General features: G+C 59.0%; 19 protein-coding genes. 4 read left to right on the forward strand and 15 right to left on the reverse strand.

What is annotated here, in order from left to right; genetic code table 11:
* Positions 1 to 29 precede the first annotated feature (29 nt).
* Complete coding sequence (gene gpmI / locus FG381_RS12260; protein ID WP_139689047.1) at positions 30 to 1,562, reverse strand: 2,3-bisphosphoglycerate-independent phosphoglycerate mutase; 1,533 nt, start codon at positions 1,560 to 1,562, stop codon at positions 30 to 32.
* A gap of 178 nt (positions 1,563 to 1,740) precedes the next feature.
* Here gpmI and FG381_RS12265 point away from each other — a divergent pair, with 178 nt between their 5' ends.
* Positions 1,741 to 2,271, forward strand: coding sequence for a MarR family winged helix-turn-helix transcriptional regulator (locus FG381_RS12265; protein WP_165697882.1), 531 nt, complete (start codon positions 1,741 to 1,743; stop codon positions 2,269 to 2,271).
* Positions 2,272 to 2,283: 12 nt separating this feature from the next.
* Here the strand turns inward: FG381_RS12265 and FG381_RS12270 are convergent, their stop codons facing one another.
* Together FG381_RS12270 and FG381_RS12275 are read right to left on the reverse strand one after the other, a co-directional pair.
* On the reverse strand, positions 2,284 to 3,519 hold the full coding sequence (locus FG381_RS12270; protein WP_228025643.1) for an ABC transporter permease: 1,236 nt from the start codon (positions 3,517 to 3,519) through the stop codon (positions 2,284 to 2,286).
* A 32-nt stretch (positions 3,520 to 3,551) separates the two neighbouring features.
* Positions 3,552 to 4,685, reverse strand: coding sequence for an HlyD family secretion protein (locus FG381_RS12275; protein WP_139689049.1), 1,134 nt, complete (start codon positions 4,683 to 4,685; stop codon positions 3,552 to 3,554).
* Between the two features lie 529 nt (positions 4,686 to 5,214).
* Here FG381_RS12275 and FG381_RS12280 point away from each other — a divergent pair.
* Positions 5,215 to 5,823 carry a hypothetical protein gene (locus tag FG381_RS12280; protein ID WP_139689050.1) on the forward strand — a complete coding sequence of 203 codons (609 nt, stop codon included), beginning with the start codon at positions 5,215 to 5,217 and terminating at the stop codon, positions 5,821 to 5,823.
* A 109-nt stretch (positions 5,824 to 5,932) separates the two neighbouring features.
* Here FG381_RS12280 and FG381_RS12285 read toward each other — a convergent pair whose 3' ends face one another.
* From FG381_RS12285 to FG381_RS12320, 8 genes are all read right to left on the reverse strand, one after another.
* The gene (locus FG381_RS12285; RefSeq protein ID WP_139689051.1) at positions 5,933 to 7,273 is read right to left on the reverse strand and encodes a sodium:solute symporter family protein; all 1,341 of its coding nucleotides are present in this window, start codon (positions 7,271 to 7,273) and stop codon (positions 5,933 to 5,935) included.
* A 243-nt stretch (positions 7,274 to 7,516) separates the two neighbouring features.
* A complete protein-coding gene (locus FG381_RS12290; RefSeq protein ID WP_139689052.1) occupies positions 7,517 to 8,335 on the reverse strand; it encodes an amino acid ABC transporter ATP-binding protein in 819 nt (272 codons plus the stop codon).
* 32 nt (positions 8,336 to 8,367) lie between these two features.
* Positions 8,368 to 9,285: an amino acid ABC transporter permease gene (locus FG381_RS12295; RefSeq protein ID WP_139689053.1), complete on the reverse strand. Its 918-nt coding sequence runs from the start codon at positions 9,283 to 9,285 to the stop codon at positions 8,368 to 8,370.
* Between the two features lie 93 nt (positions 9,286 to 9,378).
* Positions 9,379 to 10,266, reverse strand: a complete 888-nt coding sequence (locus tag FG381_RS12300; RefSeq protein WP_139689054.1) for an ABC transporter substrate-binding protein — start codon at positions 10,264 to 10,266, stop codon at positions 9,379 to 9,381.
* 29 nt (positions 10,267 to 10,295) lie between these two features.
* Positions 10,296 to 11,120 (reverse strand): nitrilase-related carbon-nitrogen hydrolase, encoded by an 825-nt coding sequence (locus FG381_RS12305; protein WP_139689055.1) that lies wholly within the window; start codon positions 11,118 to 11,120, stop codon positions 10,296 to 10,298.
* The gene (locus tag FG381_RS12310) at positions 11,117 to 12,082 is read right to left on the reverse strand and encodes an ABC transporter substrate-binding protein (protein ID WP_139689056.1); all 966 of its coding nucleotides are present in this window, start codon (positions 12,080 to 12,082) and stop codon (positions 11,117 to 11,119) included. The genes FG381_RS12305 and FG381_RS12310 overlap by 4 nt, the downstream gene beginning before the upstream one ends.
* Before the next feature lie 334 nt (positions 12,083 to 12,416).
* Positions 12,417 to 12,725, reverse strand: coding sequence for a type II toxin-antitoxin system RelB/DinJ family antitoxin (locus FG381_RS12315; protein ID WP_139689057.1), 309 nt, complete (start codon positions 12,723 to 12,725; stop codon positions 12,417 to 12,419).
* A gap of 58 nt (positions 12,726 to 12,783) precedes the next feature.
* On the reverse strand, positions 12,784 to 13,278 hold the full coding sequence (locus FG381_RS12320; RefSeq protein WP_139689058.1) for a Fic family protein: 495 nt from the start codon (positions 13,276 to 13,278) through the stop codon (positions 12,784 to 12,786).
* A 214-nt stretch (positions 13,279 to 13,492) separates the two neighbouring features.
* Here FG381_RS12320 and FG381_RS12325 point away from each other — a divergent pair, with 214 nt between their 5' ends.
* A complete protein-coding gene (locus FG381_RS12325) occupies positions 13,493 to 15,148 on the forward strand; it encodes a transposase (protein ID WP_165697875.1) in 1,656 nt (551 codons plus the stop codon).
* On the opposite strand, the gene FG381_RS12330 is transcribed toward FG381_RS12325, so the two are convergent.
* Together FG381_RS12330 and FG381_RS12335 are read right to left on the reverse strand one after the other, a co-directional pair.
* A complete protein-coding gene (locus tag FG381_RS12330) occupies positions 15,143 to 15,514 on the reverse strand; it encodes a Fic family protein (RefSeq protein WP_139689059.1) in 372 nt (123 codons plus the stop codon). The two genes, FG381_RS12325 and FG381_RS12330, sit on opposite strands and share 6 nt — an antisense overlap.
* Before the next feature lie 255 nt (positions 15,515 to 15,769).
* Positions 15,770 to 16,909 carry a porin gene (locus FG381_RS12335; RefSeq protein ID WP_139689060.1) on the reverse strand — a complete coding sequence of 380 codons (1,140 nt, stop codon included), beginning with the start codon at positions 16,907 to 16,909 and terminating at the stop codon, positions 15,770 to 15,772.
* A gap of 345 nt (positions 16,910 to 17,254) precedes the next feature.
* Here FG381_RS12335 and FG381_RS12340 point away from each other — a divergent pair, with 345 nt between their 5' ends.
* A complete protein-coding gene (locus tag FG381_RS12340) occupies positions 17,255 to 18,418 on the forward strand; it encodes a pyridoxal phosphate-dependent aminotransferase (protein WP_139689061.1) in 1,164 nt (387 codons plus the stop codon).
* 149 nt (positions 18,419 to 18,567) lie between these two features.
* On the opposite strand, the gene FG381_RS12345 is transcribed toward FG381_RS12340, so the two are convergent.
* Entirely contained in the window at positions 18,568 to 19,179 is a 612-nt protein-coding gene (locus tag FG381_RS12345) for a response regulator transcription factor (protein ID WP_139689062.1), read from the reverse strand.
* A complete protein-coding gene (locus FG381_RS12350; RefSeq protein WP_139689063.1) occupies positions 19,176 to 20,948 on the reverse strand; it encodes a sensor histidine kinase in 1,773 nt (590 codons plus the stop codon). Before FG381_RS12350 ends, FG381_RS12345 begins: the two co-directional genes overlap by 4 nt.
* Positions 20,949 to 20,954: the final 6 nt, after the last annotated feature.

The raw sequence follows: 20,954 nt of genomic DNA on the forward strand, positions 1-20,954 counted from the left end.
GTTTGACAACGCTTCAGAAATACCAGGCGTCAGACCTTCATTTCAACGAGCGAATGCCCCGTCATTTCAGGGGGCTGCTTCAGTCCCATGAGCGCGAGCACCGTGGGCGCGACGTCGGCAAGGACGCCGTTCTTCACCTTTTCGACGCGGTCGGAAACGACGAGGATCGGCACCGGATTCAACGAATGCGCGGTGTTGGGGGAGCCGTCCGCGTTCTTCGCGTGGTCGGCATTTCCGTGGTCGGCAATCTGAACGACGTCGTAGCCGCACTCGCGTGCCGTCTCGATCACCTTTTCAACGCATCCGTCGACCGCCTTGACGGCCTTTTCGATGGCGTCCCAGACGCCCGTATGCCCCACCATGTCGCCGTTGGCGAAGTTGAGGCAGATGAAGTCGTACTTCTCTTCGCGAAGCGCGGCGCAAAGCTTGTCGGCGACTTCCGGCGCGCTCATTTCAGGCGCAAGGTCGTAGGTGGCAACCTTGGGCGAGGGCACCAGAATGCGGTCTTCGCCGGGGAAGGGCGCCTCACGGCCGCCGTTCAGGAAGAACGTAACGTGCGCGTACTTTTCCGTTTCCGCAATGCGAAGCTGCTTCAGCCCCAGGCTCGCCACGTATTCGCCGATGGGGTTGACGACGTTTTCCTTGTCGAAGAGAACGTGGAGCCCCTCGAAGGTGGCGTCGTACGGGGTCATCGTCGCGAACCAGAGGGAGAGCGGCTTCATATTGCCCTGCGGGGCCTGCGTGAGAACGCTCGTGAGCTCGCGCGCGCGGTCGTTGCGGAAGTTGAGGAAGACGACGGCGTCGCCATTCTCAATGCGGCCGATGGTGCGGCCGGAAGCATCCGTCTTCACGACGGGCTTCATGAATTCATCGGTGATGCCGGCGGCGTAGGAGTCTTCGACCGCCTTCACGAAATCCTGAGACGGCGTGCCTTTCCCGTGAACGAGGAGGTCGTAGGCCTCTTCGATGCGCTCCCAGCGCTTGTCGCGGTCCATCGCGTAGTAGCGCCCGATCATGCTCGCGAGCACTGCCCTCTCGCCCGGGGCGGAAAGCTTCTCCTCAAGGCGCTTTACGAACCCAAGGCCGCTCTTCGGATCGGTGTCGCGTCCGTCCATGAAGGCATGAACGAAGACCTTCCGGATCCCTTCCTTTTCGGCAAGATCAATGAAGGCGAGGAGGTGCTCGAAGCTTGCATGCACGCCGCCGTCGGAAAAGAGCCCCATCAGATGGAGCGCCGAATCGCTTGCCTTTGCGTGAGCGAGAAGCGCGGCGATTTCGGGCTGCGCGGAGAGCGTGCCCGACTCGCAGGCGCGGTTGATGCGCACAAGGTCCTGATAGACCACGCGGCCTGCGCCGATGTTGAGGTGGCCGACTTCGGAATTGCCCATCTGGCCGGAGGGGAGCCCCACGTTTTCGCCGAAGGTGAGGAGTTCGGCATGCGGGCAGCGCTTCATGAGCGATTCAAGATAGGCCGGATGCGCGGCCGAAATGGCATCAGCCGGGTCGGCTGCGCCGCCGCCGATGCCCCAGCCGTCAAGAATCATAAGAAGGACTTTATGCATTTAGAGTCTCTTGCGGATTCCGCGTGAGTTTTTTGAAGTCTGAGCATTTTAGCAAGGCGCAATAGCTCGATTCTTCGGGGCGGTCTAAAAGAGGAACGGCCGAAATGGAGGCGGAAGCGGCATGACGGCATAGAATCATCAGTGACGCATTTTTCTGTTTTCCCCTTTTATGCCTCTCATGAAGAACCCCTCCATCCGCATCATCCCCGCGCGCGAAAGCCTCCGGCGCGTTCATGGCGAAGGCGCTGCCGATCTCGATGTCTCGAGCATTGACCTGATGCTGCGCATGATGAATGCGGTGGATGTCGTGAAGGGCGTGATATTTGATGAGCTGAAGGCCGCAACGGGCCTTTCCGAAGGGAAGTTCACGCTGATGATGTGCCTGAGGGAGGAAGGCAAACCCCTCGCCATCAGCGATATTTCCCAGCGCATCGGCGTTGCGCCGCCCACGGTCTCCGTGATGGTGGCGCGCATGGAGGGCGAAAAAAAGCCGCTGATCGTGAGAAGGAGCAGCACGAGGGATGCGCGTTCGAGCCTTGTGGAACTTACGCCCGCCGGGCGGGAACTCCTCGACAGGATTCTCCCGGTTCACTTCCGGCGCGTGGAGGAGTTTGCCGCGCCCCTCACGTACGAGGAGCGCGAGACGCTGATCGGGCTCCTCGCAAAGCTGACGGCGCCTTTTGAGAAGACGCCGCCAGGGAAGGCGTGAGATCGGGGCTGCTTACTGCGAGGCCGCGGCTTTCTGCACGGCTGCAGGGCCGCCCGCTTCTCGATTGGGCACGCCCTGCAGGTCATGCCAGTATTGGCGAAGTTCCTTTCTGCGCCTCGCTTCGTCCCGCCAGAAGCGGATCGCATTGAGGCTTCCGAGGAAAATCAGCCAGAGAATCGCGCCCCCGAAGAGCGGGAGCGTCGCCTGGCCGTCGATTCCCCTCAGACCCTGATCGCGCCAGAAATTGAAGAGCCAGACGAGCGGGATGCCGAAGGAGATGTCGTGCACCCAGCCGTGCATGAAGCCCGTCGCCATGGTGGCGCCGCCCAGAATGAAGCCCGAGGGCACGAGAAAAATCATCCGGCCCGCACCCTGACCAGGGTTGGTGGTGCCCCAGGAGAGGAGATAAGCGAGCCAGGTGTTGCCGAGCGCGCAGAGGAAAAGCGCCGGAATGAAGAGGAGAATATTGCCTGCGAACCGGAGCTGCCCCAACAGAATCATCACCGCCAGCGCGACCGTCACCACCGACGTGAAGATGAAGGCATAGGGAACCGCACGGGCGAGAAAGCCGAAGACGGAGCCCGTGAGCACTTCAGCGTCCCAGGAGCGCGTGACGCGCAGGCGCCCCACGAGCATGAGGCTCACAAGCCCGTGGTACATCATCGAAAAGAAGAGGAGAAAGCTCACCACGGTCGCCGTTGCGGCCTGCCCGGTCGGGTTGGTGAGGTAGCGGAAGCCCACCCGAAGGGGGGACATCATCGCCCCGGTTTCGTTCGTGTTTTTGCCGAGCGACGAAACGCCGTCCGCGCGCGAGACGGCCTGTTCGGCGCCGAGTTCCGCGGCAATTTCATTCAGTACCGAATACACCTCGCCGTTCTGCGCCGTGTTGCTGTCGTCCGCAAAATAGCCGATGGTAAGCGTGCGGTCTCCCCGGAGCATCCTCGCTTCCGCGCCCTTCGGAATGTAGACGACGCCCACGAACCGGTCGCCGCGGGTCATGGCTCTCGGATCCGACGGCGAATGCACGACCGCCCTCACGGAAAGATTCGGCGACGCATTGAGCTTCTCCACGAGCTCAGCCGACCAGCGGCTCTGATCGAGGTCGACCACGGCGACCGGAGCCTCCAGCACCACGTCGTGCGAGAGCGCAATCGAAAAGGCAAAGGATGTGATGAGCGCGACGAGAATGGCGAGCTTCTGGTAGGGCACGAAGTGTCCGCTCATCATGGCGGCCCATTCAGAGGCCATGCTTTGCCGGATTTCTTTCAGGAATCCTCTCATCAGAGCCTCACTTCGAGCGTCATGCCGGGAATAAGCCCTTCGGAGGGCGGAACGTCAATGCGGACCCGGAAGAGCGTGAGGTCGGCCTGACCGCGCTCGCGCACCATCCGGAGGCTTGCGAAGTCGGGAGCCGCCTCGGCGAGCGCCACGACGCCCTCAATTTCCCTTTCGAGCGCAGGCGAAAAGCATTTCACGCTTGAGCCTTCCGAAAAGCGCGCAATGTCCTTTTCGCTCACGTAAATGTCGAAGTAATGCCGCTCGCTTTCAAGAAGCACCGCCGGCGAGTTGGGGCCGATCAATTCTCCCTTTTCGTAGAGCACTTCAAGCACCTTGGCATTCTCGGGCGCATGGATCCGGAGGCGGGTTTCGTTCACGCGGAGCTGCTCGAGCTCGGCGCTGAGTGAAGCACGGGTAGCCGCAAAATTCTCGAGGTTGTGCTGTCGGTTGCGAGCAGCGCGCCGGGCGATCTCAACGGTTTCGAGATGCATGCCTTCGGCGGATCCGGTCTTCCTGAGCTGCTCGACTTCCTGAGCGCTCGCGCCGATGGAGAGGCGCTTCACCGTATGTTCGCTGATGGCAAGCGCTTCCCGAGCGGCGATCCAGGCGGCCTTCGCCTGATCGTAGGCGGATTGCGCCATTGCGCCCTTGGGGTAAAGGTTCTGCGCGCGGGTCCAGTCGGCTTTTGCGCTTTCAAGAGAGGCGGCCGCTGCTTTTCTCGAGGCTTCGGCTTCTTCAATCTGGCGCCAGAGCGTGCGTTCGGTCGTCTCGGCTTCCCGGAGCGCAAGGTCAATCCCTTCCCGTTCAAGAGCCGTCTGAGCATCAATCTGCCTGATGGCGGCTTCCTGGGCCTCAATGGAAATGCGGACGTCAGTGCCGTCAATGCCGAGAAGGAGATCCCCCGCGCGAACGTGCTGGCCTTCCGTTACGGGGCGCTCCACGAGCCGGCCGCCCACGCTCTGAAAGGCCGCCTTCACTTCATGCGCCGTGAGGATGCCGGCCTTCAGGCGCTCGGCTTCTGAGACGGCGTCATTGCGGTTGCCGAGGAAAATCAGTCCGGCGGCCAGGATGCCGGCGGCGGCAAATCCGCCGATCGTTCGCAGGATGTCGCGTTTCTGCTTCTGAGGAATGGCCATTTTAATTAGTCAGCTAAATGGTTGGATATCAAAAAGATCGACAAGCTGCTGCCGCGAAAGGCGTCCCGGTGGAGATGATCGGGCATCAACGCCAGGGGTGGCGTGCAAGTACGTGTCATTATTATTAGCCGGCTAATTATATCCTTGAAAAATCCTGATGCCGTTCCTCCTCATTCTTCTCCGGCGGAAAGGCTGAGTTGGGTCGGAAGCTGCTTTTACGTTTGATCCATAGAGACGCATTGATCTTCAGATCGGTCGCTGAGGGACTCGAACCCTCCGGCTGCGCGGCCGCAGCTGAGGAAGAAAACCAAAGACGCTGAAGATTCAGGCTGTTTACGTCGTGTTACGAGTGTGACCAAAGCGAACGATCTCCCGGAAGCCGCATTTGAGACGGCGGACTAAGATGAATCGCATCAGGGTTTACGCGAAGGGCTGAGTTCCCTGAAGCGTGATGCCTTGAGCCTCATGCGGCTGATGCCAGTCAGTCGGGGGCGCGAGGCACCTCATCTATTTTGGGAGAAAAAACGTTATGACCACCAGAACCTGGACCGTTGAAGCCAATGAAAGTCTCGTGAAGCTTGTTGATGCGGTCATCGCAAAGCATTCGGCGCGCTATCCGACGCCGGAAGCGTTCCTGTGCGCCGCTGCTGAAAACTTCGGCGAGCATCTTCTTGATCCGCACGAGAAGAAGTCGGCCGAACTCACCGAAGGCGAGCTCTCCGATCTCATCAATGAGGCAGTTCAGAAATATGCCGAAAAGCACGGCGAACTCACCGAAGCCGAACTGCAGGATCTCATCGTGGATGCGGTTGCCCGCGACCGCGCGCGCCGCCGCGAGCTTACCGAAGGCGAACTCCAGGATCTCATCAGCTTTGCCGTTGAGGAAGACCGCAGAAAGGCCGATCGCCAGGCGGAGCTGACTGAAGGCGAAATGGCGGATCTGATCGACTTCGCGGTTGAGAAGGCTCTGAAGAAGCATCACAGCCTCACGGAAGGCGAACTTTCGGATCTGATTGCCGCTGCGGTTGAAAAGGACCGCACCAAGGCGCAGTCCGAAAAGGAAATCACGGAGGGCGAGCTCCAGGATCTGATCTCGGATGCCGTTGCGCGCTCTGAAGCGAAGAAGTCGCATCGCTGATTGCTGAAGCCTCCGGGAGCGGGGAAACTCCCCGCTCCCATGAAAGAAAGGCGGCCGGAAGTTTGGTCTTCCTGCCGCCTTTCTTTTGGTGCGTTCTTTTTTAGAAAGCTTACGCGCCGTTCTCAGCTCCGGCAACGCAGGATTTCATAGACGCGAGGCGAACGGCGAGAAGCGACGCCGCCGAAGACACCGCAATCCCGGCGAAGGTCCAGGCGTTTTCGCCCGTGAGGTTGCCGACGAGCCCCAGGATGCCGCCAGCGACGGCGCCGAGAAGCCAGACCTTCGGGTCTGCGCTTCTGAGGCGTCCGGCCGCAAGGAATAGGAGCGGGGCGGCGACGCCCGGCACGAAGAGCGAATAGGCGTTGAGAAGAAGTCCGATGATGTTCCTGGAGAACCAGGCGCTCGCGAGCGCGAGCGTTCCGAGGAGCACCGCCCAGAGGCGGACAGCGCCGGCGCGCTCGCGCCCGCAGACGTCCTTTTCAAGAATGCCCGCTGCGGAAAGAAGGAGCGTATCGGCCGAGCCCGAGAGCGCGCTCACGAGTCCCAGGGCCAGCATGACCTGAAGGATCATCGGGAGGGGCGAATCGGGCGAGAGCCAGTCCGTAATGGGGGCCTTTGCGTCAATGTTGAGGAGCGCCATCATTGTCACGATGACGCCGAAGAGCGCGAGGACGGGGGCCGCGGCAAAGGCGGCGGTTCGAGCTGATTGGGCATTCTTCGCGGCAAAGGTGCGCGAGAACATGTCGGGGCCGATCACGAAGGTGATGCCGACAAGAATCATCATCTTGACCCAGTCCGTGAAGCCGAAGGCGTCGGTGAAGGGAACCTTCGGAAGAGCGGCGACGGCGTCGGGCCGATCAATGAGGCACCAGGCGCCCGCAAGAAGGAATCCGACGAGAAGGAGAATCGCCTGAAGAGCGTCCGTGCGGATGACGCCCCGCTGACCGCCCGCCGCCGTATGAAGAATGATCCCGCCCGCGAGCGCGGCGTAGAGGATTTCCGCCTTCATTCCGCCCACAATCGAAAGAAGAAGCGAATGAAGCGCCGTGAACTGCGCTGCGGTTACTGCCGCCCAGGAGACGGCAATGATGAAGCCTGCCCAGCGTTCGGCGTTTTCGCCGGCAAGCGTCCCCAGTAGATGCGGGAGCGTCATGGCGTTCGAGCGGCGGATGACCGGGGCGACGAAAAGCCCGTGAAGAAAGAGGCCGATCGTGCCCACACCGAGCCACCAGAAGGCCGCGGGCCCGATTTTCTGGGCGAGCCCGCCGATGCCGAGGGTGGCTGAGCCCCCGATGATGGTGCTTACGAGCGAGAGCGCGCAGAGCGCTGCGCTCGTGGTGCCGCCCGTCGTGAGAAGGCCCGAGAGCGTGCGGTCCTTCGTATTCCCCCGGATTCCGAACCAGAGAAGGAGCGCGAGGTAGCCGACGATGAGGAGAGATAGAAGCGTCATGAGCTGCAGAACAAATCCTGATGAGGAGCCTTTGGCTCCATATTCCTGTTCCGCATGTTAACGGTGCAGGGTTTCCCGCCGCATCAGGCATTAGGCCGACGCCCGTCATGCCGTCGGCGGGTTCCGAAGTCTGCAGAAACGCCGATCCGAAGCGGCGGCCTTCAAAGGGAAGAAGCTCCGCCGCTTACTATCGGCGGAGCTTTCCATTAATGATGAAGCCGATGAAGCGTCATCCTCGAAGCATCAGATGTAGCGCTTCAGGAACTCCCGCGTTCGCGGCTGCTGCGGGTTGACGAGAACGTCCCGGGGCTTGCCTTCTTCGACGACGCGGCCGTCCGCCATGAAGACCACCCAGTCGGCAACTTCGCGCGAGAAGGGAATTTCGTGCGTGACGACGACCATGGTGAAGCCTTCCTTCGCGAGGTCGCGGATGGTGTTGAGGACTTCGCCCACGAGTTCCGGGTCGAGTGCGGATGTGGGTTCGTCAAAGAGAAGGAGATCGGGCTGAATGCAGAGCGCCCGGGCAATGGCGACGCGCTGCTGCTGACCGCCCGAGAGCCGGCGGGGATATTCGCCCGCCTTTTCGAGGAGCCCCACGCGCTTTAAAAGCTTCAAAGCCCGCTTTCGTACGATTTCCGGATCCTCGCCGTGCACGTGCACGGGCGCTTCCATGACGTTTTCAAGGACCGTCATGTGGGGGAAGAGGTTGAAGCTCTGGAAGACCATGCCGATTCTGCGGCGCTGCTGGGCGAGAACCGGGTAGGGAGCCTCCTCAAGATGGCCGTTTCTTTCGACGTAGCCGATCTGAACGCCGTCCACCTGAATCGAGCCCGAGTCGATGGATTCGAGGTGATTGATGGTTCTCAAAAGCGTCGACTTTCCCGAGCCCGAAGGTCCGAGAATGACGACCACCTTGCCGCGGTGGACTTCAAGGTTGATCCCTTTCAGAACTTCGTTCTGACCAAAGGACTTCTTCACGTTGCTCGCGCGCACGACGATCGCCGGGCCCGTCTTGATCGGATGAACTTCCGTCGCTTCGTCAAGGATCTGATCTGCTGACATATTTTTCTTCTCCCGTGCTTTTGAACGATGCCTCAGGCCTGGGGCGCTTCAGGCACGTAGCCCGAATTGCGCTCGCTTCTGCCGTAGTAGCGCTCGATCTTCGCCTGAAGGACGGTGAGGACCGAGGTGATGACGAGGTACCAGATGACGGCGACGAGAAGGAGCGGGATGATCTGGAAGTTTTCGTTGTAGATCGTCTGGACGGAATAAAGAAGGTCGTCCATGGCAATCACGGAAACCATGGCCGTGGCCTTCACCATCGAGATCACCTGGTTGCCCGTCGGCGGAATGATGGAGCGCATGGCCTGGGGAAGGAGCACGCGAAAGAGGATCTGCCGCTTGCTCATGCCGAAGGCTTCTGCGGTTTCACGCTGCGCCGGGTCCACGGACTGGAGACCCGCGCGGATGATTTCGCCCATGTAGGCGCCTTCATTGAGCGAAAGTCCGACGATCGCGGCCGTGAGCGGCGTGATTACGTCATTGGTCGCGACCGACCAGACGCCCGGGATCCCGAGCGTCGGAAAGAGGGCGGCAAAGTTGTACCAGAAGAGGAGCTGCACGAGAAGCGGGGTCGAGCGGAAGAACCAGAGGTAGAGGTCCGCGAGCCACGCAAAGAAGCGCATATTGCTCATCTTGAACATTGCGCAGAGCAGCCCGAGCACGGTGCCGAGAATCATCGAAACCACCGTGAGGGAGAGCGTCATCTTGATGCCCGTGAGTACGCTCGGCGCAAAGAGGTATTCGCCCACCGTCTCCCAGCCGAAATTCGGATTGACGGCGCAGGCGGCGACGGAAGCGGCAAGAAGAAGCGCAATGAGGATGGTGACTGCGAGCCGCACGGGATGACGGCGCGGCACCGCAGTGCTCACGTCGATTGCCGTTCGGGCAAGCTCTTCGGATGTCCATTTCCGCGGCTTCTGCGCCGCGCCCGTAGTGCTGGTGGTCGTCATGTGGGGAGGCTCTGATTGTTTTTATGGAATGCGTCATGCCGCCCGGGCGGGAAACGCTTTAAGCGCTGCCCGTCCGGGAGAGAGGTCCGGGAATTACTGCTTCTGCGTGGCGAGGTTGATGCCGGGGGCTTCAAGCTTGTTGTAGGAGAGGTTCCACTTGTCGAGGACCGCCTGATACGTGCCGTTCTTAAAGAGAACCTTCATGCCTTCGAGAATGACGGGCGTGAGGGCGCTGCCCTTCGGGAGCACCGCCCCCTGGAAGATGTCGCTGAAGCCGTTCTTTTCGCCCACGGCGGCAAGCTCAAGCTTTCCGCCCGACTGGCTGACGAAGTAGGTGAGCGGCGCCTGGCTCGAGAAGAAGGCGTCGGCGCGGCCCGAGGAGAGCGCCATCGTGGGAGCGGCCTGGCCTTCAAAGGAGAGCACCGTGACGGGCTTCTTCCCTTCCTTCACGCACGCTTCCGACTGCTTCTTGATGACGCGCTCGGCGCTTCCCGCCGCCATCACGGAAACGCGAAGGCCGCAGGTGTCGGCAATGCTCTTGATGTTGTGGGGATTCCCCTTCTTCACGGCAAAAACCACGAATTCCTGCACGTAGTCGACAAAGTCGTAGTTGGCCTCGCGGTCGGGATAGTCGCCCACAGGTTCAAGGGAGACGTCGTAGCGCCCGGACTTGAGGCCGAGCATCGTGGCGGAGTGGCCGGCGATCTTCGTCGTTTCAATTTTGACGCCGAGCACTTCGCCCAGGGCCTTGGTGAGGTCCATCGCCGCGCCTTCAATCGACTTGTCGGCGCGCGTGATCGTGTAGGGCGAGAAGCTCCCGATCACGCAGTTGCGGATGACGCCCGCATCCTTGATGGCCTGCGGGAGCTGCGCGTTGAGCGCGGGATCGAGCTTCTGAACGGGAATGTCGGCGGCAGAGGCGCAAGCCCCTCCGAAGAGAAGAGCGGCTGCGGCGGCCGCGGCAGTGAATGCGAATTTCATGATGCTTTTCCTCAATGCGTTTAATCGGATCAAAGTTCGCCGGGTTCACGGAGTTTCGGCGCCGCAAAGCGGCGGTTCTCGAGAACAGGGAGCGCTTTCCGGCACTTTTCAACCCGGGCGGGATCGATGTCGGCGAAAAGGAGTTCGTCCGTCGTTCCGCACTGGGCAACGACGACGCCGAAGGGGTCGACCAACTTCGAGGAGCCGATGTTGACCGGTCCGCATTCGCTCACCCCCGCAACGAAGCAGGTGTTTTCCAGCGCCCGGGCTCTGAGGGAGAGATCCCAGTGCATTTCCTTCAACGGCCCCTTCACCCACGCGGCCGAGACCACGAGAAGGTCTGCGCCCGCGAGCGCAAGCGCCCTCGTGAGTTCAGGGAAGCGAACGTCGTAGCAGGTGATGAAGCCGCACCTGAAGGGGCCGACCTCAACGAGCGCGGGGACTTCATTTCCCGGAACCGCGTTGTCGCTTTCCTTCGCGCTGAAGGCGTCGTAGAGATGAAGCTTCTGGTAGACGAGCTTCAATTCGCCGTCCCGCACAACAAGGAGGTCGTTGGCGTAGCGCGCTTCGCCCGGGATCTTCGCCTGCACGGTGCAGACGACGGTGACGTGCTTCTCCTTGGTAGCAGCGCGAAGCGCCGTCACGAAGGGGCCGTCCAAAGGTTCGCTGTGAAGACGCGGCCAGTCATGGTCGCCGGGCTTTCTCGCGATGATGCCCTCGGGAAGGACGAGGAGGTCGGCGCCGTTCTTTTCGGCGCGCTCAATCAGATCGCGCGTGATCGCCTGATTTTCTTCGCTCGTTTCCTTCACGAAGAACTGGCCGAGCGCCACGCGGAATTTCTTCTCTTCAGTCATTTGGCAAAGTCCTCCGGAAAGAGCTTCCTCGCGGTATTGAGGTTTTCCGTCAGGTGCTGCTCATAGGCCTCGCGGCAGAAGTCGTCGACCATCTTTTCATTGGCCTCGAACCCCCAGTCGTCATAGTCGGGGGAAAGCTGCGTGCCTTCATCGATCAGGTCCTGGAGCACCCAGGGCGTCGTTTCGGCGTAGCGGCGGCGCTTTTCGCGCCAGAGCTTTCGCGAGGCATCGAGCGTTTCGCAGAGCTCCTTCACGGCCCAGGGATTGGCGCGCACGAAGGATTCCTTGAGCGCCAGGATGTGGATCCCCGGTACGTAGCCCGTTTCCCTGAAGTAGGCGATTTCGTGAGACTTGAAGTCGCGCACGACGGGGCGGAGCCCGAGCTTTCCTTCGCAGTAGCCCTGCGGCATGAAGGCCTGGAACATCGCGTCGATGCGGCCGCTCTTGAGCATGTCGACGAGCGGCTCCTCGTTTTCTTCATGCGTGATGTTGGTGCCGTTCCAGAAGGCCTTGCCGCGGGCGGGCTCTACCTTGTCTTTGGCCGTGCAGCGCGAGAGCACCCAGTTGATTTTGTCGCAGTCGACGCCGGCGCGGCGCAAGAGCGCCCGGGTCCAGGTGTTGCCCGAATCCTGCCAGCCCGAGAGCCCGATGGTCTTACCTTCGAGGTCCTCAATGCGCTCGAGCGGGCTCCCGTTCGTCGTCACGATGTTGCGCGTTCGGAAGCCACGCATGATGAAGAAAGGCACGGCGACGATGCCCTGGGCCTTATTCTGGTCGATGCGCAGGTTGTAGCGCGAAAGACTCATCTCGGCGGCATCCGATTCCGGGTCCTCGGCAACGTTGTCGATGAGGGACGAAACGCGGGTGGTCTGAATGTCGAGCTTCTCGGATTTGACGTCGCCCAGAAGAAGCGGCGTCCAGAAATCCCAGTCGCGAACCTTGAGACGAAGTTGAAGCGCCATGTTGAGTGTCTCCGGAAAAAGAATCGGTAAACAGAAAAATTGCTGCCGGGCCTTGTCCGGCGCGGGTTTCTATTCGATTCTATGGGCGAGAGGGAGACAGAATCTGCTTAGTCAATTCGGCTAATGACCGGGGGTGCTTTGATTCTGATCATGGTTTGGGCGGGATGTGCAGGAAGGCGCTCCAGAGGGCTTGAATGGGGCAAGATACGGGTTTTGCTGCCGGATTGCCGGCCGCAGTGCGGCATTCAAAATCCGAGCCGGAAGCGGGGCGTCAGAATCCGGGAGCAATGATTCGGTTCTCCCGGTCGGAGTTTCGGCTTCGCATTCGACCTCATCAATTGTCCATTGCGAGATAGGCGGCAAGCAGATCTTTGCGAGGCTTCCTGCCGGAAGTGTTCTTCGAGACAGATTGCGGCGGCAGAGTTTTTGGGGCGGCGTTGCGGGAGTTGTGGTTCGGCGCCTGCCGCACGTCAAAGGGAAAGCCTCGAGTCTCAATGAACTTGAGGACCATCACCCGCAGCGCCACGGATGGACTCATTCCTAACGTGTCTGCGATTTCCGAGAATGCCTTCTTTTCCTCCGGCGTAACTTTCACGGAGAGGGAAACTTTTGCTTCTTTCATGGTTGCGTCCTGTGTCGTCATGAAGGTTGTTGTCCCGGTTGAGGACTTCGGGGCAAGAAAAATAATCGAAATTCGATGATCAGCGGCGTGATCCCCTGATTCTTTCGAGCGCTCGCTTTTCCGCAAGGAGCTGTTCCGGAGCTTTTCCCTGGAGCTCCTCAATGGTGTGCTTGTACTCCTTGAGGAACAGGCGCTTATAGAGCGTATAGTCGCCGGTTTCGTAATAATGAAGCACGGATGTCAGATAATCCGGAATGCTCTTTTCCTGAAGGAAAATCGGCGTCAGTTGATGAGCTGCCAGAATGGCAGTCTGCATCAAGCGGGATGTACGCTTGTTCCCGTCTTCAAAATACTGAAGATAAGCTAAGTTGCAATGCACATAAACGGCTTGAGAAAACGGGCGGGTGATCTTCCCGGCTGTCTCAAGCATCTTTTCGAACGCATATTCCAATGCGCATGGACTTGCAAGCGGAAGATATCCGGATCCCGAAATGGCGACAGGGCGACGGCGAACCTGTCCCCTAGCTTCCGTGCGAAGCAGCTGGGCGGCGACCTGCGAATGAACCGCTTGAATAAAAGAACCTCAGATCTTCACACTATGAAGAATTCTTAAAAATCAACAAATTGAAATTTCGTGCAAGCCTCAGATGAGTTTCCCTCATTTCTGGGGCTTTTTTCATGTCCGAAATCCGGCCTGGGACTGCTTTTTGACCTTGAAAATTAATCCGAGAACATTGATTTCTATAGTGATTAGAACTATAATATATGATATTATCAAGGATATTTTCATGGCCGTTCCAGAGCACATCCGCAAGGTTCCGAGACCGCGCAATACCGTTGTCATCGACAGCGGCAGCAATGGCGCCAAGCGCTATGCGGTTCACAGTCGTCGGGCTTCCATATGCAAGCCCGGCTGCAACCCGCGCCCGGTGAACGGGCCGGTCATTGGGCACATCATTGACGGCAAGTTTGTGCCTCGCCAGTCCGCGGCGAGTCTTGCAGAAGACGGTCCCGACTATCTCTCTTACGGGGCCGCGGCACTGCTTCACGACGAACTTCGAGGGCTCGACGATGAGCTCTTCAAGGTCTACGAAGTCAAGGACGCCTGCATGATTCTTGCGCTCGCCTTGCTCCGCATTGAGCACAAGGGCATCAAGATCTCCCGATGCCGTCAGCATTACGAAAAGTCCTTCATCTCGGTTTTCTACCCCGGACTGCCTCTCTCTGAGAACACCATCAGCAAGTTCCTGAACCTGCTCGGCCAGGACGCCGGCAAGATGAATGCCTTCATCACTGCCCGGCTCGCCGCCGTCTGCAGGGATCACCACATCATCATTGATGGAACGCTCAAGCAGAACACAAGCATCGTCAATGATTTGTCTGCCTTCTCAAGAAAGGCTCGCGTCAAGGGCTGCAAAGAGATTTCCGTCCTCTACGCCTATGACCTTGAAGCACAGGAACCCTTGTGCGCACAGGTCTATCCGGGCAATATGATCGACGCCCGCGCCTACAGCTCATTCGTTTCGGAAAACAAAATCGAACGAGGCGTCCTGATCACGGACAAGGGATTCCCTCCCAAGGCAATTGAAGGCCTGCTCCGAAAGCATGAAGGGCTTCATTTCCTCACGCCGCTGAAGCGCTCGGACAAGAAGATTGCAGAGAACGCCATGCTCGATTTCGAGGATTGTCTGCGCGGCATTGATAAGCGCATCCGCTGCAAAAAGGTAAAGATGGGAAACGGGCGCTTCCTCTACTCCTTCAGGGATTCGTGGAAGGCTCAGGCGGAAGACAACTCCTTCATGGACCGCCAGCGCAGGAGCGATTCATACGACAAGAAGAACTACGATGAGCATTGCGGTTCGTATGGAACAATCGTCTTTGAGTCGGATCTCGACATGACGTGCGCTGAGGTCTACGCATGCTACGAACAGCGCTGGCAGCTTGAGATGTTCTTCGATGTTTACAAGAACAGCCTTGATTTCGGCGTAACCCGGGTCCAGTCCGACTACTCCGTCCGCGGATCCGAATTCGTAGACCTCATTGCCTCCATCCTGACATCCCGCATTGTGAAGCGCATGTCGAAGGCAGGAGTACTCGACAATGCAACATTCGGGGATGTCATGGACTCGCTCAGAACGTGCTGGCGCAATCGCAAGGCGCCGCGGGAGAGCCTGCCGCAGGTTGATGACGAATACTGGAATCGTCTGCTGAAGTGCGATGGAGAGCTGCTGGCGGCTTTGGAGCTCGCCTTGCCCGGCAAAGACAAAGCGCCGGATCCGAAAAAACGCGGCCGGCCGCGCAAAAAACCGGAACAGACGAAGGCACAGGAAGTAAACCCCCAGCCGAAACGCAAGCCGGGGCGCCCCAGAGTTCGGCCGATCATCTATGGGCCTCCTCGCCCAAGAGGTCGCCCTCGAAAGGAACGCTCTTCCGGCTCACTATAGTGGGAAGAATTGAGGTTCTTTTACTTGAACATAATGCTTCGAGAGGACATCGGTGATGTTTCCGCCGGCATTCTTCATGACGGCGGCAAAGGCGTCGCGAAGGTTGACGAGCATCGCGGCATCCTGATAGGTCCGCCCGGCCTCGGTGAAGCCGTACTGGAGCAGCATGGCCGCGCCTTTGCGCGAGTACTGATTCCCTTCGATTTTGCCTGAGACATAGGCGTAATCGACGGTGCGGTTCTCATATTGACGGCGGTTTCGCAAAAGTTGGTCGATTGAATATTCGTTTGCGAGCGACTCCAGATAGTCTTCTTCCGCGGTCGTGAAAATGGATGTGTTTTCGAGGAAGCGGGAGTTGTATTCCATTGTTTTCATGGGCTATGACGGCACATGCCGATCGTCAGGAAGTAAAGGCTAGCATTGATTCGAGCTGCCCAAACGAGGAGGAATGCGGCAGACGCGAAGCTAAGGCGATGAGGCCTTCCGGCAGCCTGACGGCTCGTCCGGCGTTCCCTCCGAGACTTAGAAGCGAAAAAAATCCCGGAGAGGCTTTTGCGCCTCTTCCGGGACAGATTTCCGAGAAAGGAGATGAAGAAAAAGGAGATGACTTTCTATAGAAAATCAGAAGTTATGCATCATGCCGGCCGCTCCCATGAACTGATTGAAGCGGGCAGGTTTGGACAACAGCTTGTCGCCGTCGGCATAGGAAGCCGCCAGATAGAGGCGCGTGCGCTTTGAGAGCGCGTAGTAGTAGACGCTGCCGCCCGAAATGACGGAGCCTTCCGTGTCCGGTACGCGTTCCTTATTGCCCTGCCATTCAAACTTCCCGTAGGTCAGGGCGCCGGTGAAGGTGTGGCGTCCGACGGGGTAGGCTGCGGTGATTACAACCGCATCGCTTCTCAGACCCTTCGTGGATTTGTTGTACGCTACGCCTCCGACCATCTGGTTTCTGAGGTCGGGAGCTGCGCCGATGCGCCAGTCGTTTTCGCCGTGGTAGTAAGTGACGGCAGAAACAACCGGACCAAAGTTATAGCTCGCGATCAGGTGCGTGCCGAAAGTGTCGTGCTTCTCCGGAGCGTCGGATGTGAGGCGATCGGGCTTTTCCCATGAAAGGATGGTGCCGAAGCGGAGCTTTTCGCCCGTCCAGCCGCCCGCGAGCTGAGCGACGATGTTGCGGTCGGACCAGCCGTAGTTCTTCTCCTGAGTTTCCGTGCCGTTGGAATAGAGGCCCTGAAGGAAGAAGCCTTTATCGCCCTTGGTGGAGAAAGCAATGGCGTTGTCGAGGTTTTCCGGCGCGTTGAAGGTGACGTTGGCCGGGGCAATGCCCGTGAAGCTCGCGTTCGTCAGGTTGGCTCGAAGCCGCATGTATACGGAATAGGGCTGCGTTGCGCACGAGAAGTTCGCGATTCGGCCGAAGGAAAACTCAATATCGTTGTTGCCGATAAAGAGGCGCGATGATCCGAAGAGGTGGTCCTGGTTGGCAAGCGACCCGGTATCGAGCGCGATGGTCGAGCCGACATGAAAGCCCACGTACCAGTCGTTCCAAAGCTTTTCCGTGCCTTTCATGTTGAGCGCGGAATCCCAGGGCGTTTCCTTGTATCCGGCCATCTTGAAGGCATCGTCGCCGTGCGCCGGGTTGGTGTAGTAGAAGCCTTCGGCAATGATGCCGGAGATCTGGACTTCGGCAGCTGAGGCGGCAGCAGCGGCCGTGAGGGAGATTGCAGCAGCTGCGACGGCGAGAGAAAGCCTGGAGAGCGACATTTTGCAAATTCCTTTTTATGCGGTTGAGTCTTTTTGTCGCGCCCGCTTATGAATGCGGGGCCGTGGGGACCGCCTGAAGTGGTCTGCCTTCATTTGGCTGTCCCCCTTGCAAATAATCTATTGGAAACGATTGAATCCGTCTATCGGATCTTTCCTCGCGTCTCCAATCACTTCAGAGAAATGGTCTTCTCACTTTTGATAGTTAATTCGGGTTAGGTCGTTGGGATAGGATGCATTGAGGTGGCGCAGGTATTACTTCAATCCACGCTTGATCTCTCTGCGGATGAGCGCAGAATCAGGAGACAAACGCCATCGAAGCTTTTCGTTCGAAGAGGGGAGAAATTCATGATCACGCTGAGTCAACGCAGCAGCACCTTCACCGATTCCGTCATCCGCCGCATGAGCCGCGTCTGCGCCAGATACGGCGCTCTCAACCTTGCGCAGGGGTTCCCCGACTACAACCCGCCCGAACCGATGCTCAAGCGCTTGGCGGAAGTCGCCTACGAGGGCCCGCACCAGTATGCGACCACCTGGGGCGCGCAGAATTTCCGCGAAGCGCTCTGCGAAAAGGTGAAGCATTTCAGCGGACTTGAATACGATCCGAATTCTGAAGTCGCCGTTACCTGCGGCGGCACGGAAGCCATGATGGCCTCCGTTCTTGCAACCGTGAATCCCGGCGACAAGGTGGCGATCTTCTCGCCCTTCTACGAGAACTACGGTGCCGACGCGATTCTCTCGGGTGCAGAACCGATTTTCGTGCCGTTGAAGCCTCCCGCCTTCTCGTTCGATGAAGAGGAGCTCAGGAATGCTTTCCGTCAGGGCGCGAAGGCGCTCATCCTCTGCAATCCATCGAATCCGTCGGGCAAGGTCTTCACGAAGGATGAGCTCCTTGCGATCGCGAAAATCGTGAAGGAATTCGACGCCTTCGTGATTACGGACGAGGTCTACGAGCACATCATTTATAAGCCCGCGGTCCATACGTACTTTGCGGCGCTCCCCGGCATGCGCGAACGCACGATTGTCTGCAATTCGCTCTCGAAGACTTATTCGATCACGGGTTGGCGCCTGGGATACGTTCTGGGGCCCGCGGAAGCGCTCGACCGCGTCCGCAAGGTTCACGACTTCCTGACCGTTGGCGCTGCGGCGCCCCTCCAGGAAGCGGCCGTCACGGGCCTCAAGTTCGGCGACGACTACTACGAGGAGCTTCAGGCCGAATACACGCACCGGCGCGATCTCTTCCTTTCGGGGCTCGATTCGCTGGGGCTCAGGTACTTCCGTCCGCAGGGCACGTACTTCGTGCTCGTCGACATTAAGGACTTCGGCTATGAGGACGACTATCAGTTCTGCCTCGACCTGGCGGAAAAGGTGAAGCTCGGCGCCGTTCCGGGATCGAGCTTCTTCCGCGAGCCCGTGCACGACTACATTCGTCTGCACTTCGCGAAGGGAGACGATCGGGTGCTTGAGGACGCGATCAACCGCCTCAGAAACATCAAGATCCTGCAGAAGTAATCTGCAGACATCGCTGCGGCAAATAAAGGACCGGGGGCTTCGGAAGCTCTGCCGGTCCTTTTCTATTTCTGGGCATGCGGCATCTCTCCAGAGAAGGACAAAAGAACGTCACTCAATGGGGTGAGGCGTTTAATGAACAGCTCGCTCTATCAGTTGAGACGCTGCTTGAGCTGACGCAGTTCGTTGAGGTTCGATACGCCAAGCTTGTGGTATCCATTCGCACGGTGTGTTTCGACGGTTCGTTCGCTCAATGACAGGCGCTCAGCGATTTGGCAGTTGAGGAGTCCGATGAGAACCAGATCGAGAATTTGCCGCTCACGCTTCGTGAGCGTCTGCCAGCGTTCTGATTCCTCGCCGCTCCCGGCGGGCGATTGCCGGGTTTTCAAGTCCTTTTCCACTGCGGCATCAACGGCCCGGAGGAACTCTTCCGGGTTGACCGGTTTTTTAAGCAGGTCGTCGGCGCCTTTCCTGAAGATGGTGATCGCCATATCGACGTCGGCATGCGCGGTCAGAAAAAGAATAGGCTGGGTGTAACCGCGCCGGAGCATCAGCGCCTGAAGCTCCACGCCATTGATGCCGGGCATTTGATAGTCCAGCACGACGCACCCGGGACGGTTGGGGTCATCCTCACGCAGAAACGATTCGCCGCTCTCATAGGCTTTTGCCGTCCAGCCTTCCGCCCGAAGCATGAAGAGAAGCGCTTCGCAGTGTGCGAGGTTGTCGTCTACGATGCGTATGAGCGCATTTTGTTCCTTCTTCACGATGACTTCTCCAGAGGAAGCTGAATAACTGCCGACAGACCGCCTTTGGGACCCGCTTCAAAGAGGAGCTTCCCGCCATGATTTTCAACGATGGTGCGGACAAGTACAAGACCGAGACCAAGGCCGCTCGGCTTCGTGCTTTGAAGCGGCGTGCCGAGTCCCTGGAGCTTTTTTTCGGAAAGCGGCGAGCCGTTGTCGGAGATTCTGATGAAGCAGAAACCGTCAATTTTGTTCGCAGATGCGCGGATTTCGGGTCGGGGCGTTTTGTCCGCATGGAGAGCATCCGCTGCGTTGCGAAGGAGATTAAGCACTGCCAACTCAATTTCCATGGAATCCGCAAATATGGGGAGATTCTCTTCGACTTCGCTCAATACTCTGCCGGAGAAGCGTCCGCATGCAAGGAAAACTGTCAGAGCCTGCTTTACGACCTCCGAGGCATCGAGATGCTCCTTATCGGAAGGCTTGCGGCGTGCATAGGCGCGGACTTTGTTGACGATGTTTTCCGCGTTCTGCGTTTCCGCGGCCATTCGGAAAAGAGCGTCTCTGGCGGCACTTGCGTCGAAATCAGGCCTTTCCGTCAATCGGAGAAGTCCGTGGATATAGGCCGAAAGAGAGGAGAGCGGCTGGCGCAGCTCATGCGCAATCATCGAGCTCATCTGTCCGATCAGCCCAACCTTCTGGAGAGACTCAAAACGCTCTTCTGCGGCTGCCGCCTCTTTCTGCAGTTCAAGCTGCCGGCCAAGCGCCCGTGTGAGTTCTGCGGTCCTGCGGCTGACGAGATGCTTCAGAAGAAGACTGTAGAGAGCAAGCAGCACGAGGAGCGCTGCGCCGGCAAGGATCCATGGCCGGTACTCATTCCAGAATCCCTTAAGCGTCCAGCCTTTCAGCACGTCGTAGACGCCTGTCTTCATGTTCCGGTAGAGCTCGTCCACGGCGCTGAAGTCGGTTGCAATGCTCCAGCGGTAGTAGGACGCGGCGCTCGCGTTGAGGAGAATCTGCATGACCTCGCGCGCGAGCTCGGGTGATGTTCCGGGAGCGGTTGAGAGCGTCCAGTTGGGATAGTCGACGGTTGACCGGCGGCAGGGCATGATGCCGGGCTTGGGCTCCAGAATCCTGAGCGCCGTTCGTTCCGGGGCATCCGCCGGAAAATTGTCCTCGAGAAAGCAGCTCGGAACGGTGGCCGCATCGGCCTCGCCCCGTAGGAGCGAAGCAAGCACGCTGAAGCTTCCCGCATCCAGAAAGATCTGCTTCGAGAAGAATCCGAGATGATCGTAGCCCCGCGCTTCGAGCTCTCCCATAGCGGCGACGTAGCCGTAAAAACCCATAGGACGGTTGGCGACGAGCCGTCTCCCGCGGAGGTCGTCGAGCTTCCTGTAAGGAGAATCGGCGCGGACGACGAAAACTGAGCCGTAGGCGTGGTTGGGGTCGGGAAAGCGCTTCGAAGTGATGGTGAGGAGGTCTTTTGTGCCTTTGTTCATCATTCGGCGCGATAGACCCGCCGTAGAAATGAAGAAGCTGAGGCGGTTCGCAAGAACGTCCTCGGTGAGCTTGTCGACATGAATCGTCTCAAAGCTTACGCGGTCTTTTCCGAAATGCGCTTCCAGCGCTCTCTTCGTTTCCGTAAAGACCGAGACATGTTCGGGCTCGTGACCGCCAGGCGTGATTCCGACTCGGATCGTCGGCTCTGAAGCCGCCGAAGCGAGTGCCGGGAGGAGCAGGCAGATCAGCAAAAGGAATATAAGGCGGCATTGACGCGCAGCGTTTGTCATGAATCT

The organism is Sutterella faecalis, assembly GCF_006337085.1.
GTDB lineage: Bacteria > Pseudomonadota > Gammaproteobacteria > Burkholderiales > Burkholderiaceae_F > Sutterella > Sutterella faecalis.